The sequence below is a fragment of the Corynebacterium sp. MSK310 genome, from assembly GCF_030227355.1.
GTDB lineage: Bacteria > Actinomycetota > Actinomycetes > Mycobacteriales > Mycobacteriaceae > Corynebacterium > Corynebacterium rhinophilum.
Genome location: NZ_JASPFZ010000053.1, coordinates 1 through 526 on the forward strand (window position 1 = coordinate 1; position 526 = coordinate 526).

A 526-nucleotide genomic window follows, 5' to 3' on the forward strand; every position below is an offset into this window, starting at 1 on the left:
AAAAAGCTTCGTCCCTAGCGAAAGGAGTTTACAACCCGAAGGCCTTCATCCCCCACGCGGCGTCGCTGCATCAGGCTTGCGCCCATTGTGCAATATTCCCCACTGCTGCCTCCCGTAGGAGTCTGGGCCGTATCTCAGTCCCAATGTGGCCGTACACCCTCTCAGGCCGGCTACCCGTCGCCGCCTTGGTAGGCCATTACCCCACCAACAAGCTGATAGGCCGCGAGCTCATCCTACACCGAAAAAACTTTCCAACCACCACACTAAAGATGGTTCCTATCCGGTATTAGACCCAGTTTCCCAAGCTTATCCCGAAGTGCAGGGCAGATCACCCACGTGTTACTCACCCGTTCGCCACTCGAGTACCCTGCAAGCAGGGCCTTTCCGTTCGACTTGCATGTGTTAAGCACGCCGCCAGCGTTCGTCCTGAGCCAGGATCAAACTCTCCACAAAAAGAATTTCAGCAAAACACTGAAAAGGCCGTGAAAAGCCCAAACCTAACCAAAAGAACAAACCACCACAAACC

General features: G+C 54.4%; 1 rRNA gene. It reads right to left on the reverse strand.

Annotated features, from left to right (window positions below):
• A 16S ribosomal RNA gene (locus QP891_RS11700) occupies positions 1 to 453 on the reverse strand; the annotation flags it as partial.
• Positions 454 to 526: the final 73 nt, after the last annotated feature.